Annotated in this window: 5 protein-coding genes and 1 other RNA gene; 1 reads left to right on the top strand and 5 read right to left on the bottom strand. The window is 60.3% G+C overall.

Features of this window, described 5'->3' with window-relative positions:
- Together ABX749_RS18340 and ABX749_RS18335 are read right to left on the bottom strand one after the other, a co-directional pair.
- On the bottom strand, positions 1 to 1731 hold a 1731-nt coding region (locus ABX749_RS18340), incomplete at its 3' end, for a Gfo/Idh/MocA family protein (RefSeq protein WP_372897239.1).
- 113 nt (positions 1732 to 1844) lie between these two features.
- Positions 1845 to 2711, bottom strand: a complete 867-nt coding sequence (locus tag ABX749_RS18335) for a DoxX family protein (RefSeq protein WP_372897240.1) — start codon at positions 2709 to 2711, stop codon at positions 1845 to 1847.
- Positions 2712 to 3116: 405 nt separating this feature from the next.
- On the opposite strand from ABX749_RS18335, the gene ffs reads away from it, so the two are divergent.
- An RNA gene (ffs, locus tag ABX749_RS18330) (signal recognition particle sRNA small type) lies at positions 3117 to 3211 on the top strand.
- Positions 3212 to 3333: 122 nt separating this feature from the next.
- Here ffs and ABX749_RS18325 read toward each other — a convergent pair.
- From ABX749_RS18325 to ABX749_RS18315, 3 genes are all read right to left on the bottom strand, one after another.
- The gene (locus ABX749_RS18325; RefSeq protein WP_372897238.1) at positions 3334 to 3768 is read right to left on the bottom strand and encodes a hypothetical protein; all 435 of its coding nucleotides are present in this window, start codon (positions 3766 to 3768) and stop codon (positions 3334 to 3336) included.
- A gap of 487 nt (positions 3769 to 4255) precedes the next feature.
- Positions 4256 to 4681: an Rrf2 family transcriptional regulator gene (locus ABX749_RS18320; RefSeq protein WP_145207206.1), complete on the bottom strand. Its 426-nt coding sequence runs from the start codon at positions 4679 to 4681 to the stop codon at positions 4256 to 4258.
- 18 nt (positions 4682 to 4699) lie between these two features.
- Positions 4700 to 5599, bottom strand: coding sequence for a phosphoadenylyl-sulfate reductase (locus ABX749_RS18315; RefSeq protein ID WP_372897237.1), 900 nt, complete (start codon positions 5597 to 5599; stop codon positions 4700 to 4702).
- Positions 5600 to 6040 lie beyond the last annotated feature (441 nt).

Below are 6040 nucleotides of genomic sequence, written 5' to 3'. Positions count from 1 at the left end.
GTACTCCAGGTAGCCGCCCTTTCCGGCGTGCGAATTCTTCAGTGCGACGTTGGCACCCAGGGCGATGACGGCATCTCCCATCGCGACTTCGGGGTAGCAGCGCACCCTGTTTTCCTTGTCGGGATTTCGGATGCAATACGCCCAGTGCTCGATCTCTTCGCGATACCCGCGGCTGACCGGGCCGGAGGCGGCGGTTTGGGCCACCGGGGCTGCGAAGTCGCCGCTGGCACTGGTGTCCAACGCGTATCCACCCTCTTCCTTTTTGACGCCGACCTTGCTGCTGGTATCGCTGTTGCGATACAGCAAGACGTCGGTTTCCTTGTCCAGCACCAACGTGCCTTTGCTTCCCATGACGACTTCGCCCCAGCCGCCGAAGCCGTTGCCGTTGATCGTGCTGTAGGTGACGACGACTTTCTTGTTGGGGTCTTGCTCGTACCCGGGCACGGCTCCGTTGGGATAGTTTTGGACCGGATCGTAATAGCCGACGTCGAATGTTTCGGCATATTCGGGGCCGGGGAATTCGAACGTGCAATAGATATGGTCACCGGCGTCGCGGTCGTGCGGCATGATGTGTCGTCCACCGACAGCATGGACGGACAACGGATGCACCTTCTTTCCGTCGTCTCGCAACGAGGAGAGGAAAATGCTGACGGCATCCAATTGGTGGCTTCCCAGTTCGGCCATCAAGCCCGCACCGGTTCGCTCGAACAACCTCCAGCGGTGCAATTCTTCTTCGGCGGTGAACATGGTGTCGCCGCGGGCGAAGTCTTGATAGCCATGGTCGCGGGGATCGACGGTCTTGTCGGCGTCCCAGGCTTCCCACTGCGCGATCTCGGCCTGCAGCCGTTTGATGTCCGAGCCGGTGGCGGTTTTCAGCTTGGCACGGCGGTACTCCAGATCCTTGGCGATCTTGTCGAACATCTTTCCGTTGGCCATTTTTTCCCCGCCGGGGATCGGCATCGACCAGCTGTCGCGACCAGGCAGGTTGCCGCGGTGCCACTGAGCGCGAATGTGGTGCAGTTGGCCCAGCAGTCCCCAACGGATCAGGTTGACCGCGTTTTCGTACTTGACGTTGTAGTGCCGTTGGTGACCGGTGGCCAAGTGCAACGGGTTGCCTTGTTTGTCTTCGCCCGCCGCAGCCATGCGGCCCATGACTTTGCACTGAGCGACATTGTGTGCCATCAGTTTTTCGGTCAGCACGTGCAGATTTCGCTCCATCGCCAGCGCGGCGACGGGGGCGTGCAGCCACAACGGCAATGCGATGATGACCGCTTCGATATCGGGGTCGTCCAGGCAGGCCATGATGCCGCCGTTGGAAGCGTCATAAACCTTGACGTTCTTGCGTGCTTCGGCCTCGTTGCTGTAGCCGGCGACGGAGATCAATCCGGGGCGACGGATCAATGCCGACGCGCTGCTGCAGTCCCCGTGGAAGGCGCGGTGTTGGCTGAACGGCCGGATGTCGCAGATCGCTTTGACGTCGACATAGTTCGGATTGCAGCCGCCGATCAGCACGCTGCCTTCGTCGCCGGTTCCGATCACGGCGATTCGTACGGGATCTTTGACCTGGCCGTAGCCGAAGTACGCGGCGCCCAGGCCGGCACCACTGACGGCGCCGGTGGCGACGATGCCCCGCAAAAAGTCTCGACGATTGACGTCGTAGTAACTGGTCACGGCGTTGTAGTAGTTTTGTTTTCCTACTTCACGTTCGTCACTGGAGAGCTTGTCGACCATGGGATTATCCTCGAATGGGGTTCGTGCTTGATTGGGGTTGTGTTGGGGTTCGTCAGTCAAACGATTGGGAAGCGTGCCGGATCATCGTGGCGGCAGGACGCTTCCAGCGCTCGCTACTTGTCGGCGGCGTGCTTTGCGACGCTTCGCCGAATGAACAGGTGGATGAAAAAGTCCAGGCCCGCAAAGCGTCCGGCTCCCGTTGATGCCAGAACTAAACAGGCCATACATTCGATCAATTGGTAGTTGCTGCTCGACGGCCCGGTTCCCGGCGGATACTGGCTGAGGAAAACAGAACCGAGAAAACCGGCCGCCGCTAACGCCGCGACGGGGGTGAAAAGCCCCAGCAACAGGCACCAACCGACCGCCAAGTCGAAATAGGGCACGTACCGATTGATCACGCTCGTGTCGACCACGGCCGTCCGCGGCTTGACCAAATCCAGCGGCGGTGACGCCCGGCGTTGGTTGGGGGCGGCCAGGGAATTGATTGTGCCCTCGTACCCGGCCCACAACTCGTCGATCGCCGCCAGTGCCGGCTTCAACTTCGCATCGTTCTCCCTCTCAACGGTTTCGATCTGGCCTGCCAAGCTCTCGACACCGACGCGGTCTTCTTCGGACTTCAACATCTCAAGTCGCAGCTGACCGAGATCGTATTCCTCCAAGTCGTCGGCGTAATCTTCCAAGACAACCTCGTGGTCTTCCAGCACTTTCTCCAACGCTTCGTTGGCCACCGCCAGTTCTTTTTCGCCAAACGTGTAATAGTCGGCAGCTCGATCGCGGTACTGTTCCAACCACCAACGTGTGAACTCCGGATCACGTCGCACCTTGCCGTCGTAATCCCAAACCGTTTTGCGAAATTCTTCGGCCAAGGGCCCTTTTGCGTTGGCGAAGAACGGTGCCGCGTCCCAATCGCCCTTGCGATACTTCTCACTCCCCTCGCTGTGAAAGTGCCAACCGATAGACAGTCGAAGCAAGACAAGCATCGTGATGGCGATGATGCCCAAGATTCGGGGCGAGATTCCCCAGCCGACAGCGAGGCGAAGGGGGGTGAGCAAAATGTTTCGCACGATTTCAGACAGCTCCAATGGAGAGTTTGTAGGCAGAGTTTGTAGGGAGGGAGTGCGGGGCCAGGGCGTCAACGGCAAGCGGGGGATTCAACTCCGACACCAGCAAGCCATTCATTATGGACGAGAAACCGCCATCCGCCAAGGATAAACGGCACGTGAAACGACGACGATTCGAAAGCAATTTCCTGGGCTGTTCGCTGGGCCGGACGACACTTGGTGAAGATTGCCGATCCCCAGGACCGACGGGGGACCGCAATTGTGCCGCGCGCTGACTTTTCAAATTCAAAAACGTTGTTTACACTTCTCGTCCCATTGCCCGACGGTGGTGGCCCTTACGACTGTGAATCGTGAACCTGGTCAGGACTTAAGTGGAGCAGCCATAAGCGGTGTAACTTTGTGTGAGGGCCACCTCCGTCGGGCAAACGCAGTGCAAACCCAGCACAAACCCAACGAAAATGGCGAGATCGTGCCGTCGGCATGACCTCGCCATTTTTTTGTGATGCCGAACCATTTCGGCCGAAATGGATCCCGGACCGGACTAGTTCTTGACCAATTGGGTCTCGGTAACGAAGGGGTTCGTTCGGACCACGCCGACTTTGGCCGGTTTTTGAACGCCTTGACTGACGCAGGGGTTCAGCGTGCAGGGCGCCGGCTCGGTGGGCTGAAATTCGCTCGGCGGAAGATAAAAATCGCTCCGCAGACGTCCGCGATAGCCCGGCCCGGCGCTAACCACCGGAGGCGATGCGAACGGGCTGATCCCGTAAGGCCGCGCGTGACGGGCGCCGTAGTAGACCGGCGGGTTGAGCGCAAAGTACGGCGGCGTCTGCAACGACGATCCGTACTGAGCCCCATAGGGCTGGTAAATGCCGAAAGGGAAGAAGGGGTAACCGGCGGGATGGGCAGCCGAAGCCGCGTCGGATCCGCCAAATGCAATCGCGGCCAGCGCGGCGACGGCAAGTGCAATTCGTTTCATGGTGTAAAGACTCGTTTCGTGTCGACCTGACGTGTGGAGAAATTCCCGGGCGGGAAACTCCACGCTAGTCGCAGCAACGATCCTTGCAACCGTCACCAGCGGCGAAACACACGAAAGCCTTAAAGGGCGTGCGGATTGTGCAGGCGTCACGCCACCGAGCAAAAGCTTGCTTTCACCGTGCTTTTTGACCGCAGCAGCAAAAACGTGAGATATCTTGCCGCGCGCTTGGCGTCCGGTGCCGAGGGTCCCAAGGTGATTTGCTTCGACACCCTCCGGGGTCGCGTCAGGTGGGTGGCCGAATCTCCGGAGGTGTCGCTGCGCTCACCTCCGGCTACTGGCTTTGACCCCGTTCGGGGTCATGCCACCTGCGGCACCCAAGGGGTGAGCGGCACGCCGCGTTTGGTCCCCTACAAGCTGGCTTTGGCCTGGGGCGATCCCGCTCGTCACCCAGACAGCATGCCACCGGGGCGACGATCGGCAACCGCGATCAGATGTAAAACATCACCGCGTCGTCCTGCGCCGTGCGGTCGGCGATCTCGGCCAACGTGGTGCGGGCCAGCACCGCACGCGAGGCCTCGCTGGCGGCGTCCCAGATTTCGTGCACCATCCGGTTGGCCGGCGTGTCGGTCGCGTCTGTCTGGCAATTGGATTCGGCACAGCCGACCGCCTCGGCAATCTCCAGCAAGGTCAGGTCGGCCGGCTCGACCGCCAGACGGTAGCCGCCCTGGCTGCCGCGAACGCTCTGCACCCAACCCGCACTGCGCAGGGTGCGCAGGATTTGAACCAGGAACGGCCCGGGGATGCCGTGCCGCCGGGTGATCTCCCGCACCGCCACCGGCGTCTTTTCTGACTGACGCAACGCCAGTTCGATCAACGCGAGCGTCGCATAATGAACGCGTGCCGAGATTGTCACCGAATCACCTCCCCGATCTCAGTCATGAAGCCCGCATTCGGTCTTTTGAAAGCCACTCCAGCGTCCCGCCCGCTCATCTTCGCCGAGCAAATTGGCGCGCGTGCAGGGCCAGCAACCGACGCTCGGATAGCCCTGGTCGTGCAACGGGTTGTAGGGAATCTCGTGCTTGCTGATCAGATTCCAGACCTCTTTCTTGGTCCAGTTCGCCAGCGGGCTGATCTTCACCAGTTGGAACTTCTTGTCCCAACCCACGATCGGAGCTTTCGCACGATCTTCGCTTTGGTCACGCCGGATCGCGCTGGCCCACGCGTGCAGCCCCCGCGCGGCCTCTTTCAAAACACGCAGCTTGCGATCGAAACAGCATCGGTTCGGATCCGTCTTGTAAACCGGTCCGCCGTTGGCCGCTTCGTATTCCTGCACCGTTTGCTGCGGGTACTTGAATTCAACTTCGATCCCGTATCGCTGCTTGACCGTTTCACGCAACTGAAGTGTTTCTTTGAACTGGTAACCGGTTTCCAAGTTAAAAATCGGCGTTTCGGGAGCGATCTCGCTGAGCATGTGGATGATCGTCATCCCTTCGGGACCAAACGCGGTCGCCATCGAAAACCTGGGGGCAAAACGCTCCACCGCCCAAGCCAGGATCTCCTGCGGACTGGCGGTTTCCAGCCGCTGACTGTGGTCGGCCAATTCTGCCAAAAACTCCTCCGTCGGCGCCAGCGGAGGATCCGCCGCCAGCGCCCCCTGCAATTCATCCTCCACGGGTTGGCTGTCGGCGTCCTGGCTGTCGGCATCACGGCTGCCGGCGTCTTGAACGGTGACAACGGGAAGCGACGCGGCCACTGGCACTGCGTTTTGTCCACCGGCAGCTCGCTCCGGCTCCGGTTCGGTGGAAGGTTCGGCGGTCGAGACGGGTTTCATCGTCAGACTTTCAGGAAGGCAGAAAACTCGATACCGGCCGCTCCTGCGGCCACACAACCGGATAACAATAGAAAGTTGATCCGATTAGTCAAGTATGGTATCGGCAGGGATCGCGATCGGGTTGAGCGGATTTCGGGTCCTGGCACCGCTGTCCCGGTCGGCCGGCGGACGAAAACCCCAAAAAACGCTGCGGGAAGGCCCCTCGGGAAGTTACAATCCGAAGGTGCAGAGGTGCCTCGGACACGTGCCGTTGGTGCCCAGTGGTCCGTATCAGCTAAATTGTCCGGTAGTGGACGAATCGACGAGTCCTCTGCAGTCAGCACACATTGGCAAGGACTCGTCGCCTCGTCCACTACCGCCTACCCGAAAACCAAGGTGCGGCGGAAAACTAGGCTTTAGCCGATTCGGGCATTGGGGAACGCTTGGAAATCGTTCCGGGGC

Source organism: Stieleria sp. (genome assembly GCF_041595215.1).
GTDB classification, from domain to species: Bacteria; Planctomycetota; Planctomycetia; order Pirellulales; family Pirellulaceae; genus Stieleria; species Stieleria magnilauensis.
Note: the sequence above shows the minus strand (reverse complement) of the source record. Positions and strands in the feature narration are given on the sequence as shown.